11 protein-coding genes and 1 riboswitch are annotated in these 18,786 nt (G+C 65.7%); of the genes, 4 read left to right on the top strand and 7 right to left on the bottom strand.

The window, feature by feature from the left end; translation table 11 throughout:
* Nucleotides 1-2: 2 nt before the first annotated feature.
* The 7 genes from ACQ4WQ_RS06930 to ACQ4WQ_RS06900 form a co-directional block, all read right to left on the bottom strand.
* Nucleotides 3-1,268 (bottom strand): lipoprotein-releasing ABC transporter permease subunit, encoded by a 1,266-nt coding sequence (locus ACQ4WQ_RS06930; protein WP_071076820.1) that lies wholly within the window; start codon nt 1,266-1,268, stop codon nt 3-5.
* A 32-nt stretch (nt 1,269-1,300) separates the two neighbouring features.
* On the bottom strand, nt 1,301-2,578 hold the full coding sequence (locus ACQ4WQ_RS06925) for a lipoprotein-releasing ABC transporter permease subunit (protein WP_326456032.1): 1,278 nt from the start codon (nt 2,576-2,578) through the stop codon (nt 1,301-1,303).
* A 94-nt stretch (nt 2,579-2,672) separates the two neighbouring features.
* Complete coding sequence (locus ACQ4WQ_RS06920) at nt 2,673-3,953, bottom strand: TolC family protein (RefSeq protein WP_436495627.1); 1,281 nt, start codon at nt 3,951-3,953, stop codon at nt 2,673-2,675.
* A gap of 11 nt (nt 3,954-3,964) precedes the next feature.
* A complete protein-coding gene (locus ACQ4WQ_RS06915) occupies nt 3,965-5,287 on the bottom strand; it encodes an HlyD family type I secretion periplasmic adaptor subunit (protein ID WP_436495625.1) in 1,323 nt (440 codons plus the stop codon).
* The gene (locus ACQ4WQ_RS06910) at nt 5,284-7,437 is read right to left on the bottom strand and encodes a type I secretion system permease/ATPase (RefSeq protein WP_436495623.1); all 2,154 of its coding nucleotides are present in this window, start codon (nt 7,435-7,437) and stop codon (nt 5,284-5,286) included. The genes ACQ4WQ_RS06915 and ACQ4WQ_RS06910 overlap by 4 nt, the downstream gene beginning before the upstream one ends.
* Before the next feature lie 89 nt (nt 7,438-7,526).
* Nucleotides 7,527-8,198 (bottom strand): thioester domain-containing protein, encoded by a 672-nt coding sequence (locus tag ACQ4WQ_RS06905; RefSeq protein WP_436495621.1) that lies wholly within the window; start codon nt 8,196-8,198, stop codon nt 7,527-7,529.
* Nucleotides 8,199-8,314: 116 nt separating this feature from the next.
* Nucleotides 8,315-11,830, bottom strand: a complete 3,516-nt coding sequence (locus tag ACQ4WQ_RS06900) for an SdrD B-like domain-containing protein (protein ID WP_436495619.1) — start codon at nt 11,828-11,830, stop codon at nt 8,315-8,317.
* Between the two features lie 393 nt (nt 11,831-12,223).
* Here ACQ4WQ_RS06900 and ACQ4WQ_RS06895 point away from each other — a divergent pair, with 393 nt between their 5' ends.
* The 4 genes from ACQ4WQ_RS06895 (at nt 12,224) to ACQ4WQ_RS06880 (ending at nt 18,691) form a co-directional block, all read left to right on the top strand.
* Nucleotides 12,224-13,276, top strand: coding sequence for a hypothetical protein (locus ACQ4WQ_RS06895; protein WP_436495617.1), 1,053 nt, complete (start codon nt 12,224-12,226; stop codon nt 13,274-13,276).
* Nucleotides 13,273-14,973 (top strand): single-stranded-DNA-specific exonuclease RecJ, encoded by a 1,701-nt coding sequence (gene recJ, locus ACQ4WQ_RS06890; RefSeq protein ID WP_436495615.1) that lies wholly within the window; start codon nt 13,273-13,275, stop codon nt 14,971-14,973. Before ACQ4WQ_RS06895 ends, recJ begins: the two co-directional genes overlap by 4 nt.
* A gap of 244 nt (nt 14,974-15,217) precedes the next feature.
* On the top strand, nt 15,218-15,625 hold the full coding sequence (gene fos, locus ACQ4WQ_RS06885; protein ID WP_436495613.1) for a fosfomycin resistance glutathione transferase: 408 nt from the start codon (nt 15,218-15,220) through the stop codon (nt 15,623-15,625).
* Between the two features lie 275 nt (nt 15,626-15,900).
* Nucleotides 15,901-15,987: riboswitch (cyclic di-GMP riboswitch) on the top strand.
* Between the two features lie 85 nt (nt 15,988-16,072).
* Nucleotides 16,073-18,691, top strand: a complete 2,619-nt coding sequence (locus ACQ4WQ_RS06880) for a S53 family peptidase (protein WP_436495611.1) — start codon at nt 16,073-16,075, stop codon at nt 18,689-18,691.
* The last annotated feature ends 95 nt before the right edge of the window (nt 18,692-18,786 follow it).

Genomic DNA, 18,786 nt, shown 5'->3' with positions numbered 1-18,786 from the left:
GTTTATTCATAGCGCAGGGCTTCCGCAGGTTTGACGCGGGCAGCCCACCAGCTTGGGTACAGGGTCGCCAAAAAGGCGAGGATCACGGCCAGCACGCCGATCTTGGTGACGTCGGGCCAGCGCAGGTCGGACGGCACGGTGCTGATGAAGTAAATGTCCTTGGAGAGGAACTGCACGCCCAGCAAATGCTCGATGAAGGGCACGATGACGTCGATGTTCATCGCCACCAGCACGCCGCCGCCCACGCCCAGGATCGTGCCCAGGATGCCCACCAGCGCGCCCTGGATCATGAAGATCTTCATGATGGAACGGGGCGAGGCGCCCAGGGTACGCAAAATCGCGATATCGGCCTGCTTGTCCGTCACCGTCATCACCAGGGTCGAGACGAGGTTGAAGGCGGCCACGGCGATGATCAGGGTCAGGATGATGAACATCATGCGTTTTTCCGTCTGCACGGCGGCGAACCAGTTGGCATTCAGCTTGGACCAGTCACGCAGCCACAGGTCGCCCGGCATGGATTTTTTCAATTCGGCCGCCACTTGCGGCGCCTGGTTCATGTCGGCCAGGCGCAAACGCAGGCCGGACGGGCCGTCGAGGCGCAGCAAGCGCTGGCCGTCTTCGATATTGATGAAGGCCAGGCCGGCGTCGAATTCATTGTGGCCCGCCTGGAAGATGCCGCTGACGGTGAAGCTGCGCATGCGCGGCAGCACGCCGGCCGGCGTGACCTGGCCCTGGGCCAGCATCAAGGTGACTTTTTCGCCGAGGTTGACGCGCAAGGCGCGCGCCAGCTCGATGCCCAGCACGATATTGAAGGTGCCCGGCTGCAGGGCCTTGAAGCTGCCCATGCGCGTCTGGCCGGCCACGTCGGACACATTCGGCTCCTCCTCGGGCAGCACGCCGCGCACGATGGCGGGACGCAGCGCATCGTCGCGCAGCAGCATGCCCTGCGTTTCCACAAACGGCGCCGCGCCCTTCACGGCCGGATTCTTGAAGGCCTGCGCCGCTTCCGCGCGCCAGTCGGGCATGCTGCCGCTGTTGTCGAACACTTCCACGTGGGCCAGCACGGACAGCATGCGGTCAGTCACTTCCTTCTGGAATCCGTTCATCACGGACAGCACGACGATCAGCGCCGCCACGCCCAGGCCGATGCCGGCCATGGAAATGAGCGAGATGAAGGAGATAAAACTGTTGCGGCCACTGCGCTTGCCGGCCCGCGTGTAGCGCAGGCCGACCAGCCATTCGAAGGGCAAATTCTTGAAAATACTCATTGTTCAGGCGGTCTTTATCGTTTCTTGGAGTGTTATTCGTAGCGCAGGGCCTCGGCCGGCTTGACACGCGCGGCGCGCCAGCTCGGGTAGATGGTGGCCACCAGCGCCAGGCCAAAGGCGATCAGGCCGATCTGCGCCACGTCCAGCCAATGCACGTCCGACGGCACGGCGCTGATCTGGTAGATTTCCTTGGAGATGAAGTGCAGGCCGAAGATGCCTTCGATGAAGGGCACGATGACGCCCACGTTCAGCGCCAGCACGACGCCGCCGATCACGCCCAGGGCACTGCCCAGCAAGCCCACCAGCGCGCCCTGGATCATGAAGATCTTCATGATGGAAAACGGCGAGGCGCCCAGGGTGCGCAGGATGGCGATATCGGCCTGCTTGTCGGTGACCGACATCACCAGGGTCGAGACGAGGTTGAACGCGGCCACGGCGATGATCATGCTGAGGATGATGAACATCATGTTCTTCTGGCTTTGCACCAGCGCATACCAGCTGGCACTGGCGCGCGACCAGTCGCGCATCCACAGCTGGCCCGGCATCGAGGCTTTCAGTTCGCGCGCCACCTGGGGCGCCTTGTTCATGTCGTGCAGGCGCAGACGCAGGCCGGACGGGCCGTCAAGCTGCAGCAGCTGCTCCGCGTCCTGCATGTTCACAAACGCCAGGCTGCCGTCGAGTTCATTGTGGCCCGCCTCGAAGATGCCGGCCACCTTGAGCGCGCGCATGCGCGGCATGACGATGCCGTTGGCCGGATCGCCCGCCCTCGGCTCGCGCTCGAGCATCAGGGTGACGTTCTGCCCCACTTGTACGCCCAGCGCCTTGGCCAGGTCGATGCCCAGCACGATGTTGTACGAGCCGGGCGTGAGATCCTTGAAACTGCCCTGTTTCATCTGGGCGGCCACGCTGGAGACGGTGGCTTCCTGCTGCGGCAGCACGCCGCGCACGACGGACGGGCGCATGGTTTCGTCATTGAGCAGCATGCCCTGGGTTTCCACGAAGGGCGACACGGCTTTCACTTGCGGGTTGGCGTAGGCGGCGCGCTCCTGCGCCTGCCAGTTGGGCATGGAGCCGCTGGTGTCGAACACCTCGACGTGGGCCAGCACCGACATCAGCCGGTCTGTGACTTCCTTCTGGAAGCCGTTCATGACGGAGAGGACGACGATCAGGGCGGCCACGCCCAGGCCGATGCCGGCCACGGAAATGAGGGAGATGAAGGAAATGAAGCTGTTGCGGCCACTGCGTTTCCCGGCGCGCGTATAGCGTACGCCGACCTGCCACTCAAAAGGAAATTGTTTGATGATGCTCATGCGCTCCCGCGACAACGATGATATGCGAGCGCGCAGTGTGCCACACAATGGGCATTTCATGCATCAAGTCTGCGTGAAACAGCGCACAGCTAGCCTATTTTGCCTCCTGCGCCAGGCCGAAAACGCGCAACAGCTGCCCCGCCAGCGCATATTGCCGCATCTGCGCCAGGGTCAGACGGTGCAGCTGGTCGATGCGCCGCTGCTGTATCGTGAAATAGCTGTCGCGCGTCTGGATGACCTGCTGCAGGTTGCGCCGGCCCGCCTCGTACTGGATGGTCCCGCCGCGCACGACGAAGGCCATCTTCCTTTCCTGCTCGTCGAGCAGGTCCAGCGTGCGCTGCGCATTGGCGATGCGCGGCAGCATGCTGGCCAGGTCGGCGCGCGTGCCCTGCTCGGCGCGCGCCACGTCCGCCTCGGCCGCCTGGGCGCGGCTGATGCTCTCGTCGCGCTGCGCCAGGCTGCCCCCGCCGAGCGGGATTTCCCAGGAGACGCCCACCGACCAGCCCCGCTGCTGGATGGTCGACGGCGGCGGCGTGGTCTTGTTATTGAGCAGATGGCTGACATTCAGGTCGATTTTGGGGGCCAGGGTAGCGGCCACGCCACGCACGCGCAACTGGGCCGCGGCAGCCCGCTCGCGCGCGGCGCGCAACTGCGCCTGCTGCGTATCGGCATTCTCCAATGCCTGCGCCGGCAGCGGCGCGAAGGCGAAATCGGCAAACTGCGCCACCGGCTCGAAAGCCAGCGCCTCGAGTTTGATGCGCGCCGCCTGCTGGTCCGTCAGCAAACCGTCGTGCACCAGTTCCGCGTCCAGCTGCGAACTTTGCGCCAGTTCGCGCTCCACTTCAGACGACTTGCCCAGTTCCGCCTGGCGCGTCACCTGCCGCACCAGCTGCGTCACGTCGCGCAGGCGTTCCTGCGACTGCTGCAGGCTGCGTTCCAGGCGCTGCATGTCGAAATACGCTTCGGCCAGCTTTTCCGCGCTTTCCGCGCGCGCCCGCTCCACGTCGAAGGCGGCGCCCGCCATCTCGCGCTCGGCCGCATCGAGTTCGGCGCGGTCGGCGCCGCCGTTGTACACGTTCCAGCGCACGCTCGCTTCCACCTGGTGCGTGCGGCGCTCGACCTCCTGCGTCCCATCGAGGTCGTTGCTGCGCCCCCGCGTCGCCTGCAGCGCCGCAGTCGGGAACAGACGCGAACGGGCCTGCTTGTAGCGCGCTTCGGTGGCGGCCAGCGCCGCCTGCGCCGCGATCACCTGCGGATCGCGCGGCACGGCGCGCGCCAGCAAGGCAGGCAAGCCGCGCGCGGACTGGACGGATAACGTGCCGGGAAGCTGCGCCTGCGCCGCCATCCCGGCGCACGCCAGTGTGATAAATATCAAGAAAGCACGCATCACCGCTCCTGCAGGGAAGACTGCAAGCCGCGCAGCACGGGCTTGAACACATATTGCAGCACCGAGCGGCGTCCCGTCAGGATGCCCACGTCGACGGGCATGCCTGGCGTCACCGGCAAAACCTTGCCGTGCGCCGTCAGCTGGCTGCGGTCGGTGCTCAGCTGCACCTCGAAGTACGGTTCGTTGCGTTCGTCGGGAATCGCGTCCGCCCCCACGCGCACCACTTGCGCCTTCATGCGGCCGTAGGTGGTGGCGTCGTACGCCAGCACATTCGCCGACGCGCTCTGTCCCACATGGATAAAACCGATGTCCGACGGTTTCACGCGCACGGAAATCAGCATTTCCGAATCGGCCGGCACGATTTCCAGTATCGGCTTGCCCGGCTGCGCCACGCCGCCGACGGTTGCCACCAGCACGCGGTTGACGACGCCGTCGACGGGCGCCGTCACGTCGCGCCGGCTGACCTGGTCCTGCTGGCCTTTCACGGTGCTGGCCAGGGCGCCGGCCTTGGTTTCATATTCGCTGCGCTGCGCGCCCCACTGGCCGCGCATGCGCGCTTCCACTTCGCCCGCCTGCGCCTGCGCCTCGGCCAGGGTGGCCGTCAAGCGCGGCACGGAGGTGCGCAGGCTGTCGAGTTCCGTGCGTTGCTGCTGCACGCGCTGCTGCGCATTCAGATAGTCGCCGCGCGAACCGGCACCCTCTTTGAAGAGCCTCTCCTCGATGGACAGGCTTTCCAGGGCGATTCTCAAGCCTGTGTCCAGCTGGGCGATGCGGCTGTGCGCCTCGGCCAGCTCGCCGCGGCGGCGCGTCACGCCTTCGCGCGCGGCCGCCGTGGCCGACGCGAATTCGCGCTGGCCGTCGCGCCACAGCTGCGTTTCCTTGGCGATCAGCTCGGGCGCTTCTTTCTGCCATTCCGGCGCAAACTGGGGCGTGCCGCCGGACAGCAGCGCATCGAGGCGCGCCCTGCCCGCCAGCGCCGCCAGCCGATTCTGCACGCTGGCGCCCAGGTTGGCTTCGTACTGGGCCGTGTCCAGGCGCAGCAGCAAGTCGCCGCGGCGCACGCGCTGGCCCGGTTTCACCAGCATTTCACGCACGATCCCCCCTTCCAGGCTTTGCACTTCCTGCAGGTGCGATGGCGGCGTGATGGCGCCCCGGCCATTCACGGAGACGTCGAGCTGGGCGAACATGGCCCAGGCCAGCACCAGCACCAGCAGCACGGCGATCAGGGCCAGCATGCGGATGACGATGCGCTGCGGTTCGCGTTCCGGGTCCGGGTGGGCCGCCGGCAGAGGGCGGGCGTTCGGGGCGTTCACGGCGCTCATGCCGCCACTCCCTGTTCCACCGCAGGCTTGGCCGCCTGGCTGTTCAAGACGCGCATGACGTCATCGCGCGGGCCGTCGGCCACGATGCGCCCCTTGTCGAAGACGATCAGGCGGTCCACCAGCGCCAGCATGGCCATGCGGTGCGTCACGAGCACGATGGTCGTCTCTTTTAGGGTACGCAGCCGGCCGATCAGCCGCTGCTCGGTGGCCGGGTCGAACATGCTGCTCGGCTCATCGAGCAGCAGCATCGGCGGTTTCACCAGCAAGGCGCGGGCCATGGCCACGGCTTGCCGCTGGCCGCCGGACAGGCGTTCGCCCCGCTCGCCCACTTCCGTCGCCACGCCGTTGGGCAGCTGGGTGATGATGTCGTCGAGGCAGGCCAGGCGGATGGCGTCGAGCAGGCTCTCGTCGCCGGGCTGGCTGCGTCCCAGTTCGATGTTTTCGCGCAGGGTGCCGTGGAACAGGGTCACGTCCTGCGGCACGTAGCCGATCTGGCGGCGCAGGCTCAAGGGGTCCAGCTGAGTGCTGGCCAGGTCGTCGAACAGCACGCTGCCGCTTTGCGGGCCGTACTGGTTCAGCAGCAATCGCAGCAAGGTGCTCTTGCCTGAACCGAGCTTGCCGATCACGCCGACCCGTTCGCCGGGGCGGATCTGCAGATTGAGCTTATCGAGCAGCGGCGGCGAATTCGGGTAGGCAAAGCCCACGTCGCGAAATTCGATGCGCCCGGACAGGGGCGGCGCCTGCAGGCTGGCCGCGTCGTCGTCGGTGGGCGCTTCCATGATTTTATTGAGTGCGTGATACGACAGCTTGGTCTGTTCCCAGCGTATGATCAGGCCCGCGATCTGGCTCACGGGCGCCAGGGCGCGGCCCGTCAGCATGCTCACGGCGATGATCTGGCCCAGGGTCAGCAGATGCTCGCCCATCAGCAAGGCGCCCGTGGCCACCACGGCCACGCCGGACAGGGCCAGCACGGCCGTGTTGATGTAGTTGACCCGGCTGACGATTTCGCGCGTCTCGACGCTGTTGGCGGCGATGGCCACCGTCAGGCTTTCCCATTTGCGCCGGCTCCACGCTTCGGCGCCCAGCGCCTTGATGGTGTCGAGGCCATTCATGGTTTCAAACAGGTGCGCCGTGCGCTGCGCGCTTTCCTGCATCGAGGCGGCCACGTGGCGCGCCAGGGCCGCGCGCGAGGCGAAGGCCACCAGCAGCAGGATCGGGATGACTGCCAGGGGCACGAGCACGAGCCAGCCGCCGACCAGGGCGATCACCAGCAGGAACAGCAGCAGGAACGGCAAGTCGCCCAGGGTGGTCAGGGTCGTGGAAGCGAAGAATTCGCGCACGGATTCGAAATCGCGCACGGTATTGGCCAAAGTCCCCCCCGAGGCGGGCCGGCTGGCCGCGCGCAGGCGCAAGCACTGGGCGAAAATGTTCGACGACAGCGCCACGTCCATGCGGCGCGACGCCGTTTCCACCAGTTCGCCGCGCAGCAGGCGCAGGGCCAGCTCGAAGCCCGTCAGCGTCACGACAGCAATCGTCAGCACCCACAGGCTGGACGTGGCATTGTTCGGGATCACGCGGTCATACACGGCCATCGCATAGAACGGCACCAGCGCGCCGATGACATTGAGCACCAGGGTGCCCAGCAGGGCCCAGCGGAAGACCCAGCGGTTGCGGTTGAAGACATCCCAGAACCAGCGCCCCGCCACCGGCATGCTGTAGAGCAAGCTGCGCTGGTCGAAAAACATTACGGGCCGCACCGCTACCCAGCGTCCATCGGGCACTTCCCGCGCCAGCGCGGCGGCGTCAAACCAGGCACTGCCGGCGATGCCGGGCACATGGCATTCATATTTACCGTCGGCAATGGCCAGCACCACCAGCGCCTGCCCTTCCCCGTTGAGCAGCAAGGCCGGCATTTCCGTGGGGCGGCGCGGCTTGTCTATCGGCAACGCGGTGCCGGCCAGGCTGGCGTGCGCCAGCGCCTGTTCGAGGAAGTCGGCGGCGGCCGGGCCTGCCTGGGCCGCCACGCTGGCGCGCAGGCGCTCGGCCTGCACGGTCACGCCGAAAAAGCGTGCCAGGAAGACGATGGCGTCGGCGATGGCATCGGTGGAGATGCCGGCGGAAGCGATGGAAGTATCGGGGGGTGGGGTCATGATGGGTTCACAATAAAAAGCTGCGGCGCGCCGGTCGGGCGCGCCGCAGCGGGAACGCTATCGCTTGCGCGATGAGCGATGAGCGATGATTAATTCAGCGCGGAAGCGCCCTTGCGGCGGCGCGCCATGAAGCCCAGCAAGCCCAGGCCCGCGACCAGCATGGCCCACATCTGCGCTTCCGGCACAGGCGATACGCTGAGCAAGGTTTGCGAAGCTGGGTTGACGCTCGTCAAGCTCGTGTAGTTGTACAGGTTCTGGATCGCGCCATTGCCCGTGGCCACGCCCAGCATGGTGTTGGCCTGGCTGACAACGGCATTGCTGAGGTTTTTGAAGCGCAGGTCGCCCGTCAACAGGTTCGTATTGTCGTTATTCAATTCCCACAGGGCCAGCTGGAAGGCGGCGGCGCTGTTGGCGCTGGTCGATACGGCCGCGATGGACGAAGCGTAATACCCTTCATACAGGCGCTTGACGGAATCGCTGGCGGCGAAGGCGCCGCTGCTGTAGCTGTTCGACGTGTTGCTCAGTGCGACATGGGGATCGAGGCAAAACGCCAGGAACGTGTTGCTGTCGTACTTGACTTCCCACAAGGTCGGCGAGATGGCGCTGCCCGAGCCGAAGGCGCCACCGGCAGCCGTAAACAGGCTGACGCTGTGCGAATCGACGACTTGCAGGTTGGAGGCGGCCAGGGCGCTGCCGCTGGCGAGGGCGAAAGCGGCTGCGGCGATGGCGCCGCGAACGATCAGGTGCATGGATTGTTTCATCGTGGTTTCCCTATTTCTATTATCAAGTGTGGAAAAAAGCGTGGAAAGCGCCGGCGCCCCGTGACGGGTGCGCCGGTGCGGCATTGCCGGGCAGGCTCATGGCCCGGCAAGGGACATCAGGCAGCCATTTCCTGGGGCTGGGTCGTTGCGTGGGCCATGGCGCGGCGCAAGAGGTCGGCCATTTCGCACTGGGCCTGGGCTTCCGCGGCAGGGGCTGCTGCGGCGGCGGCCGGCGCGGCGGCGACGGTGGTCACCGTGCCATCCTGGCCCAGCACCACGTCGAGCGTGCTGTCGTCGCGCAGCAGGTCGGCCATGCTGGGCAGATGCACGCCGGCGGCGGCCGCATCCTTGGCGTCGACGTTGAAATACACGTCCGTCATGTCGACCGTCTTGCCGTCGGCCAGGGTGGCGCTGCTGCGCTCCAGGTGCAGGTTGCTGTTGGCATCGAGGAAAGGCAGTTCCGTGTAGCTCACGGCCAGGCTGGCCACGCCGGCGTGGTGCAAGGACATCAGCTCGCCATCGTCCGTGACGCCATTGCTGTTGGCGTCGCGCCAGATGCGCAGCTCGGCGAACTTGTCATCGTGTGCATCGACCACGCCGTCGTGGTTCGAGTCATAGCTGGACAACTTGGCGAAGCCCGTGCCCTTCTCGTTACCACCGAACAACTCGGAGATATTGTCGATCTTGCCATTGCCATTGCTGTCGATGGCCAGCAAGCCGTCATGGGCCGAAACCCAGCCCGTCTGGATGGCGCTGCCCGTGCCCAGCAGGTCGAAGCTGCCGTGGAAGTCGGCGCGGGCGATCGTGTGCACGCCGTCGCCGTTGAGGTCGATGACGATGGGCGTGATGGCCGCATCCCAGCTCATGTCGTTCTGGCCCGACGCCAGTTTCAATATGTCCGTGTAGACCACGTTGGCCGTCGTGCCATTGCTGTTGACGTCCGAATCGATGTTGTCATTCGTGCCAATGTTCTTCGCGCCCCAGCGCCACGTATCCATGGCGTAGCCGGCGTGATACACGCCCGACTTGTCGAACTTGAGCGAATAGCTGCCCGGATCGAGGTTGCTGAACAGATAGTTGCCGTTGGCATTCGTGTAGGTGGTGGCCAGCAGCACGCCGCTGCCCGAGTACAGCTGCACCTTGATGTTGGCGATACCCGCCTCGTTGTAGTCTTGCACGCCGTCATGGTCGGCGTCGCGCCAGACCTTGTCGCCAAGGCTGGCCTTGCGGTAGATGCCCGCATCCCAGCTCATGTCGTTCTGGCCGGCGGCCAGGTTGATCAGCGACGTGCGCCCCGTGCTGACATCGACGTCGGAATCGGCCGTATCGCTGCCCAGGTTGGCCTTGGTGTAATAAAAGCCCGATGGACGGATGACTTCGACCTTGTAGCTGCCGGCCGCCAGCTCGCTGAACAGGTAGTTGCCGCTGGCATTCGTCGTCGTCGAGGCGATGACCACGTTGCTGGCGTTGAGCAGGTTGACCTTCACGCCCGCCACGCCCAGTTCGCCCGCATCCTGCACGCCGTTGTAGTTGTTGTCTTCCCACACGCGGTCGCCGATGGAGGCCGTGTTGAGTTTGACCAGGCCCGCATCCCAGTCCAGCTGCACGTCGCCCGATTTCAGGACCGCCATGGCGGTGGTCAGACCCGTGGCCGGATTGACGTCCGAATCGGTGGCATAACCGCCGATATCGGCCTTGGTGAAACCATAGCCGGCCGGTGGCACGAAGCCCAGGTAGTAGCTGCCCGGCACCAGGTTGCTGAACAGATAATTGCCGTTCGCATCCGTGGTGGCGCTGGCCACGACGGCGCCATTAGCGTTGTACAGGTTGACTTTCACACCGCCCATGCCCGCCTCGCCCGCATCTTGCGTGCCGTTGCCATTCGCATCGAACCAGACGCGGTCGCCGATGGATGCCGTCTTGTACAGGCCGGCATCGAGGTCCTTGTAGTTCTGGCCGGCAGCGACCGTCACCTGGCCGCTGTTGCCCTGCGCATTGATGTCGCTGTCGAGCGCGTCGTTGCCGCCCGCATCCTTGACCGTGGTCAAATAGCCGGCGGGCGCCACGACGGCGATCGAATAGGTGCCAGGATCGCCGCTGAAATTGTAATAGCCGGTAGCGTCCGTCAGGGTCGAGCCGATCACGCTGCCGGCCGCGTTTTTCAGCTGCACGGTGACGCCGCCGATGCCCGCTTCGCCCGCATCCTGGATGCCGTTGGCGTTGCTGTCATGCCAGACCCGGTCGCCCAGGGTGGCCGGCAAGGCCACGATGCCCGCATCCACGCTGTGATTGCTGTCGCCCGAAGCCAGCAGCACTTGCGCCGTGCGGCCGTCGGCATTCGCGTCCGAATCGCGCTGCTCGTCACCGCCCTGGTCCTGGCCCGTGAAGGTATAGCCGGCTGGCAAGGTGGTTTTATCGAACTGCACGCTGTAGGCGCCCGGTTTCAGATTCGTGAACAGGTAGTTGCCGTTCGCATCCGTCACCAACGGACTGCCGACGGCGTTGCCCGATGCATCGAGCAAGGTCACTTTCACGCCAGCAGCACCCGCTTCGCCCGCGTCCTGCACGCCATTCTTGTTCGTGTCGAACCAGACCCGGTCGCCCAGCTCGGCCGTGCGGTACAGGCCCGCATCGAGGGTCAGGTTGGTTTCGCCCGGCGCCAGGGTCACGGGCGCCATCTTGCCGGCCGCATCGATATTGCTGTCCTTGCCCGCGTCGCCGCCCTGGTTCGCTGCCGTCGGCACATAGCCGGCGGGCGCGACCACGGTCACGGAATACGTGCCCGGGTTGACGTCGAAGTGGTAGCCGCCGCTGGCGTCCGTCGTGGTGGAGGCGACCACATTGCCGGCCGTATCCTTCAATTGCACGACCACATTGGCGATGCCCGCCTCGCCCGCGTCCTGCATGCCGTTGGCATTCTTGTCTTCCCAGACGAAGTCGCCCAGGTGGGCCATCGGCACCTTGAAGGTCAGGTAATGGGGCGCCAGGCTCAAGTCTTGCGCATTGCAGCCGGCCGTGCCGCCGTCATCGCGCACCTTGAAACCGAGGTCGAAGTCGCCCGCCACGGTCTGGCTCGGCACGAAGACCAGGTGGCCCGCGCGGATGTCGTCGATCGACACTTCCGTGCCCACCGCTACGGCTACGCCGTTGAGCAAGACTTGGCCCGCCGTGGTGGTATTCGTGATGACGATGGACTTGAAACCGTTGTGCTCGACGTCGTCGTGGAAACCGAAATCGCCTTCGCTGAGCACCACATTGTTGCCGTTGAGCAAAGTAAACGTCTTGTCGGCCGCGTCGGGCGCGTCATTGACGGGGTCGATGATGACTTGCAGGCTCAGCTGGACGATATCGCCATTGCCCTTGTCGATCGTCACCTCGATGGTCGAGAAGCTGCCGTTGTAGTTGGCGGCCCAGTCGCCCGGACGCACGTACACGGTGTCCGCATCGAGCATGCCGAACAACGGGGTGTTGACGGTCGACTCCGTATCATCGGGCAAGAGCACGGTGAAATTCTTGATGTTCAGTTCGCCTTGCACCGAGTAGCCGGCCTGGATCAGCAGGTCGCGGATATCGAAATTCTTGTTGATGTCTTCGCAGACGTGGACCGTGGTCGACAGGTTGTAGGTAGTCATGCGGCCTCCTGACGGCATGCCACGGCGGCGGCAAGAGCGGAAGTACGGGGGGCCAGGGCGCGATCAGCCTGGCCGCGCAAAGCGGCGAATGTATACATAGGTGGGCTTCCAAGAAGAGACTTGTTAAAAAAATGAAGCCGGCAGATCTTGTATACAGTTTCGAGGGACACAGGAGCCAGACGACGCAACCACGCAGCAGGGGGTGATTGTCTTTCCGATATTTAAGTTGTCGCAATTATATCCACTATCTTTTCAAAAGCAAATTAATTTCCCTCAATATCAATAAAATTTTTATAATTTTTTGCACATTGCCAGCGCCGCCGGCGTGGCCAGCGCGGGCCTGAAAACAGATGCGCCTTCTCGGCCCGCACCACAATCGCCTACAATCTCGGGATGAATCAACTTACCCTCGTCCTGCCCTTCGCCTTGCCCAACGCCGAACTGGCTGCCGACCTGCTCAAGGTCTTGCAGGCGCCCGCGCTGGCAGCGCTGCTGTCGCGCACCTCCACTTGCAATTTAGAAACTTTTGACAACGCCAACCGCCTGCTGCCGCATGAAGCGTGGCTGGCGCATGCGCTGGGCCTGTCGCCCGCGCCCAACGGCGCGGCGGCGCAGGTGGCCTTTGCCGCCCAGGCCATGCGCGGCTACGGCCTCGCGCCGGAACCGGGCGCACGCTACTTCCTGCTGCATCCGGCCCACCTGGCCATCGCCCGCAGCCATATCAGCCTGGAAGAGTTGCGCCAGCTCAAGCTGAGCGAGACCGACGGGCGCGCCCTGTTCGACATCGCCGCCCCGTATTTCGACGAGATCGGCCAGCCGCTCGCGTATGGCGACGCGGGCACCTGGTTCATGCGCGCCGATGGCTGGTCCGACTTGCAGTGCGCCACGCCGGACGCCGCCACCACGCAAGACCTGTCCGTGTGGATGCCGGAAGGCGAGCACGCGCGCGCCGCGCGCCGCCTGCAGAACGAAGTGCAGATGCTGTGGCATGAACACCCGGTCAATGCGGCGCGCGAAGAACGGGGCTTGAAAGCCATCAATGCGTTCTGGCTCTGGGGCGGGGGCGTGGCCACGGCGCAAGCGCCCAGCTGTGCGGCCCGCCTGCATACCAAGGACGCACCGGGCTGGCTGGCCGCGCTGGCGGAACCGGCGCGCCGCGATGCCAGTCCAAGCAGTGTGCTGGCGGAGCAATCCGATACGATGGTCGTGCTGGGCGGCTTGACCGAAGCGGCGCAGGCCCAGGAATGGGGCATGTGGCTGCAACAGCTGCAGGCGCTGGAAACGGACTGGTTCGCGCCCCTGCTCGCGGCCTTGAAAGATGGCCGCCTGGGCCAGCTGCGCCTGGTGTTGAGCCACCGCGACGCCTGGCTGGACGTCACCACCAGCAAGCATGCGCAGCGCAAATTCTGGCGCGCGATTACCCTGAACAAGTTGAAAGCATCATGACCCGTACCCGCATCGCCACCCGTCCCTGCCCTTACCGTGAATCCGAATTGCTGCGCCAGGGCGGCATCCATCCCGTGCTGGCCCGGCTGTACGCCTCGCGCGGCCTGTCCGACGCGAAAGAACTGTCGAGCGAACTGGCGGCCCTGATGCCGCCGTCCGGCTTGCTGCACATCGGCGCGGCCGGCGTCTTCCTGGCCGATGCCATCGCCGCCAAGAAACGCATGGTCATCGTGGCCGACTACGATTGCGACGGCGCCACGGCCTGTGCCGTGGCCATACGCGGCTTGCGCGCCATGGGCGCCGACGTCGACTTCATCGTGCCCAACCGTTTTGAGTACGGCTACGGCCTGACGCCGGAAATCGTCGAACTGACGGCGCGCGAAAAGTCGCCCGACATCATCATCACCGTCGACAACGGCATCGCCAGCATCGACGGCGTGGCCGAAGCGAACCGGCGCGGCATCCAGGTCGTCGTCACCGACCACCATTTGCCGGCCGACACCCTGCCCGACGCGGCCGTCATCGTCAACCCGAACCAGCCCGCCTGCGGTTTCCCGTCCAAGCATTTGGCGGGCGTGGGCGTGGTGTTCTATGTCTTGCTGGCCCTGCGGGCCGAGCTGCGCCGGCGCGGCATCTTTGACGCGCAGACGCAACCCAAGCTCGACAACCTGCTCGACCTGGTGGCGCTGGGCACAGTGGCCGACGTGGTGCGCCTCGATACGAACAACCGCATCCTCGTCGCGCAAGGCTTGAAACGCATGCGCAAGGGCAATATGCACGCGGGCGTGGCCGCCCTGTTCCGCGTGGCGGGCCGCGAAGCGCGCAGCGCCACGCCGTTCGACCTGGGCTTTGCCCTCGGTCCGCGCCTGAATGCGGCCGGCCGATTGCAGGACATGTCGCTGGGCATCGAATGCCTGATCACGGATGACGAAGGCCGCGCCTGGGCGCTGGCCCAGCAACTGAACGACATCAACCTGAAACGCCGCGAAATCGAGGCGGAAATGCAGGATACGGCGCTGCTGCACCTCGACGACTTCGAGCCGGCCAACAGCAGCACCATCAGCGTCTTCGATGCATCCTGGCACCAGGGGGTGATCGGCATCGTGGCTTCGCGCCTGAAGGAAAAGTTTTACCGCCCGACGATTACCTTTGCACCGGGCGCCGATGGCTGGATCAAGGGCTCGGGCCGCTCGATTCCCGGTTTCCACTTGCGCGACGCGCTCGACCTCGTGTCGAAACGGGCGCCCAGCCTGATCGACAAGTTCGGCGGCCACGCCATGGCGGCGGGCTTGACCATCCGCGCCGACGCCTTCGACGCCTTTTCCCAGGCCTTCGAAGCCGTGGGCCAGGCCTGGCTCAGCCAGCAACAGCTGGAACGGGTGGTGGAAACGGACGGCCCGCTGGAAGACGCGTATTACACGACGGCCTTCATCGAACTGATGGATGGCCAGGTGTGGGGCCAGGGCTTCGCCCCGCCCGTCTTCTGCGACGAATTCCGCGTCGTCAGCCAGCGCATATTAAAAGAGCGCCATTTGAAACTGCTGCTGGAAAAGAACGGCGTGCGCTTCGACGCCATCTGGTTCGGGCATACGGACGCCCTGGGCGAACGGACAAGGGTTGCCTTCCGGCTCGATGCGAATGAATACAATGGCACGACGAAAGTGCAATTGATGGTGGAGCACGCCGAGCCTGCCTGATGGCACCGGCCCAAACCTACTGCGCGTCGCACTTTGCGGCCGGCGATGCTCACCGTGCCCTGGCACGGTTGCGCTTCTCGGCCGCAAGGGGGCGCCGAGCCTCACTGCCGCTCGCTACGGTTTGGTCAGGCGCCGTGAGCTTTATGACCTTGCTGCTGTATCTCAAACTCCTGTGGAACAAAGTCATATCAAATCATGGCAATGACGGATACAGGCCTCCCCCACCTGAAAGTTATCCAGCACCATGCTGACCGGCCTGAACCACCTCACCCTGTCCGTACACGACCTTGATCGCAGCGTCGTCTTTTACCGCGATACGCTGGGCATGCGCCTGCATGCGCGCTGGGACAGGGGCGCCTACCTGTCGGCCGGGGATTTGTGGCTGTGCCTGTCGCTGGATGCGGGCACGGCGATCAGCGCGAACGGCTACACGCACTATGCGTTTTCCATCTCGCAGGAAGACTTCCCCGCCTTTGCCGCCAGCCTGCGCGCCGCCGGCGTGCCCGAATGGCAACAAAACCGCAGCGCCGGCGATTCCCTGTATTTTCTCGATCCGGACGGCCACCAGCTGGAAGCCCATGCGGGCAGTCTGGCGCAGCGGCTGGCGGCCTGCCGCGCAGCGCCGTATCAGGGCATGGTGTTCGAGGATTGACGATTTAAAATGGTATATTCGCTGAATTCATTAAATTCGCCAATTCAACAGGAAGAACGATCAGCGTTATCGTGGAAAAACACTGTCGCCCGTCGATACATCACTGATAACCTTGCCTTTAAGACTTAATCAGGCTGACAAGATTCCATCAATCAATAGGAAAATTTGCCACATTTTATGGCAAAAATAAAAATATTGATTGAAAATAGCTAACACTTATTTGGCAAATTCGCTAGAATCGATAACGCATCAGCTAATTCCTGATGATGCATGATCAGTTCTGAGGGCAAACCCGTCGAAAGGCGGGGACGCAAAGCCACCGGCCTACCGCGCGCAAGCGCCATGGCAGCGGGGCTGCCAATGTGCAGGACCGGAACCGCCAGCGCGCGGTGCCAGCCTGGATGCATTGTCGAGATGTGGCCCTCGCCCAACTCGGAGAGTTTCGCCATGAAAAAATTCATTCCCCCGCATCCCCGCCACGGGCGCCTGCTGCTGGGCGCCACGGCCGCCATCCTGCTGGGCGCCTGCGGCCCCGGCCAGGAGACAGCGGCGCCGCCCGCCGCCGTCGCCACGGCCGCGACCCAGTTCAGCGTCGAGGTACCCGTCATCCCCGCCGCCGTCGGCGCGCTGGTGGCGCAACCGATGTTCCATGCGGCCCCGGCCCTGCTCGATGCGCCTGACGGGCGCGACAACGCCAACAGCAGCGGCTCGGCCCACTGGCGCCCGCACTTGCAGAGGGTAGCCGGCGCCATGACGGACGTCAGCACGCGGCGCCTGACGGCGCAAAAGATCGCCGCCGCGCAGCAGGCGGCGCAAGACAGCGCGCCGCTGCTGTCCGGCGGTGCGGCGGATACCGTCGCACCCATGGCCGGCAGCAGCGTCGTGGCCACCTATTCTCCCGCGCAAATCCGCGCCGCCTACGACCTGCCCGCCCTGCCGGCGGCGGGCACGGCGCTGACGCCGGCCCAGGCGGCCCAGCTGGGCGCCGGGCAGACGATCTATATCGTCGACGCCATGCATAACCCGAACGCGGCGGCCGAACTGGCCATCTTCAACCAGAAATTCGGCTTACCCGGCTGCACCACCAAAGCCATCGCCACGAATGCCGCCCTGCCATTGCCGCCCGCCCCGGCCAGCGGCTGCGAATTTTCCGTCGTGTACAACACGCCGTCGAGCACCATGACGGCCACCGCGCCCGCCTATAACTCGGGCTGGGCCATGGAAATCGCGCTCGACGTGCAGTGGGCGCATGCCACGGCGCCGCTGGCGCGCATCGTGCTAATCGAGGCGCCCGACGCCTCCATCAACAGCCTGCTGGGCGCCGTGCGCCTGGCCAACCTGATGGGGCCTGGCGTCGTGTCGATGAGCTTTGGCGCCGCCGAAGGCAGCTGGACGGCCTCCGTCGACAGCGCCTTCACGGGCAAGAACATGAGCTACCTGGCCGCCACGGGCGACTCGGGCAGCGGCGTGTCCTGGCCCTCCGTGTCGCCCAACGTGCTGGCCGTGGGCGGCACCACGCTCAGCTACAGCGGCAGCGGCGTGCGCAGCGAAGCGGCCTGGTCCGGCACGGGCGGCGGCATCAGCGCCTACACGGCACTGCCCAGCTACCAGACGGCAAGCGTGCCCGGCCTGACCAACCTGCTGCGCCGCAACGTGGCCGACGTGGCTTTCAATGCCGACCCCGCCACGGGCCAGTACACGGCCGTGATGGCGCAGGGCAGCAGCACCGCCAGCTGGCTCAGCATCGGCGGCACCAGCCTGTCCACGCCGCAATGGGCCGGCCTGGTCGCCATCGCCAACGCCAGCCGCGCGCTGCAGGCCAAGACGGCGCTCGGCTTGCCGCACAGCATGCTGTACGGCCAGATCGCCACCGTGCCCGGTACCTTCGCCAGCAGCTTTGCCGACATCACGCGGGGCAGCAACGGCACCTGCAGCGTGTGCACGGCCAGGGTCGGCTATGACCCGCTGGGCGGCCTGGGCACGCCGAACGTGAAAAGCCTGCTGGCCAGCCTGTCGGGCACGCAGATCGCCTCGACAGCCCCCGTGGTGGCGCCGGCCAGCATCAGCGGCGCGGCCGGCAAGCCGCTGTCGTTCACCGTCTCGGCCACCGCAGCCAATCCCCTCGGCTACACCATGCTGGGCGCGCCGGCCGGCATGAGCATCGCCGCCACGGGCGTGGTCAGCTGGGCCGCCCCCGTCGCCGGCACCTATGCCGTGACCATGGTGGCCAAGGATACCGTCAGCGGTCTCAGCGGCCAGGGCGTGTACAGCATCGTCATCGCCCCCGTCGCGCCGCCCGTCGTCGCCGCCGGCGCCATCACCGGCAAGGTGGGCACGGCACTGGCATTCAATGTCAGCGTCACGGCCGCCAATCCCGTCAGCTACGCGCTCGCCGGTGCGCCGGCCGGCATGGTCATCAGCAGCGCCGGCCTGGTAAGCTGGGCCGCGCCCGTGGCCGGCACCTACGCCGTCACCGTGACGGCCACGGACAGCAAGACTGGCCTGAGCGGCAAGGGCCTGTACACGGTGGCCATCGCCGCCCCGCTGCCGCCCGTCGTGACGGTCGCCAGCGTCAGCGGCAAGCCCGGCGTGGCCCTGTCGTTCACCGCCACGACGGTGGCACCCAACGCCGTCACCTACAGCCTGTCGGGCGCGCCTTCCGGCATGACCGTCAATGCCGCCGGCGTCGTCAGCTGGGCCAGCCCCGTGCTGGGCAGCTACAGCGTGACCGTCATCGCCAAGGATACGAAGACGGGCTTGACGGGCCAGGCCGTGGCCACGGTGAAAATCGCCGCCGCCGGCCCCACGATCAGCGCCGCCGCCATGACGGGCGTGGCGGGCAAGGCCATGAGCGGCAGCATCGTGCTGACGGCGCCCGGCGCGAACGCGCTGTGGATCTCGATCAACGGCGCACCGCTGGGCATGCAGTTCTCCATGAGTGGCATGACCATCACGGCCTCCTGGCCGCAACCGGTCGCCGGCAGCTATACGCTGAAGGTGGTGGCGCTGGACAATAACGGCTTGACGGCGCAGCTGAACGTGCCGGTGACCGTCACGGCAAGATAAGCTGGCGCAGCCGGCCACCCTGCGGGGCGCAGCGGGACACACGTCCTGCCGCGCCCCGTTTTTCATGCGTGCGGCCCTTGCAGCGAATCCATAAA

It is taken from the genome of Janthinobacterium goodfellowi, from assembly GCF_051380695.1.
Lineage (GTDB): Bacteria > Pseudomonadota > Gammaproteobacteria > Burkholderiales > Burkholderiaceae_D > Janthinobacterium.
Note: the sequence above shows the minus strand (reverse complement) of the source record. Positions and strands in the feature narration are given on the sequence as shown.